At 44.5% G+C, this 613-nt stretch carries 1 protein-coding gene; it reads left to right on the top strand.

Annotation, left to right across the window (positions count from 1 at the left end):
* Positions 1-33: 33 nt before the first annotated feature.
* A partial coding sequence (locus R7Z50_RS28855) for a Lateral flagellin (RefSeq protein WP_318149927.1) occupies positions 34-613 on the top strand: 580 nt, incomplete at its 3' end.

Genomic DNA, 613 nt, shown 5'->3' with positions numbered 1-613 from the left:
TGATAAACTAAGGAGACTAAGATGGCTTTATAAATGAACACTAACTACGCATCACTTGTAACTCAAAACACTCTAAACAGCACAAGTGGTCTTTTAAATACTGCGATGGAGCGTCTAAGCACGGGTTTCCGCGTAAATTCAGCTTCTGATGACGCTGCAGGTCTACAAATTGCTAACCGTTTGGAAGCTCAAACTCGCGGCATGTCTGTAGCAATGCGTAACGCTCAAGACGGCATCTCTATGATGCAAACTGCTGAAGGTGCAATGGAAGAGATGACTAACATCACTTACCGTATGAACGACCTTGCAACACAATCTTTGAACGGTTCAAACAGTGATAAAGACCGCGCAGCAATGGACGCTGAGTTCAAACAGCTTTCAGCTGAACTAAACAACATCATGGGCAACACATCTTTTGGTGGTCAAAAACTACTAGCTGCTGGTGGTGGTTTTGAAGCGGGCGCAGTTACTTTCCAAATCGGTGCTTCTTCAGCTGAAACTCTAGACGTAGACGCATCTGCAAGCATCAAAAAAGTAGCAGCTACACTTGCTGACGCAGCTATCACTGACGGTATCGGTGACGCAACTAAAGCTAAAGCAGCTCTTGATAAAA

This window comes from Vibrio sp. 1249-1, assembly GCF_033340495.1.
This window is presented reverse-complemented; position numbering and strand designations above follow the sequence as displayed.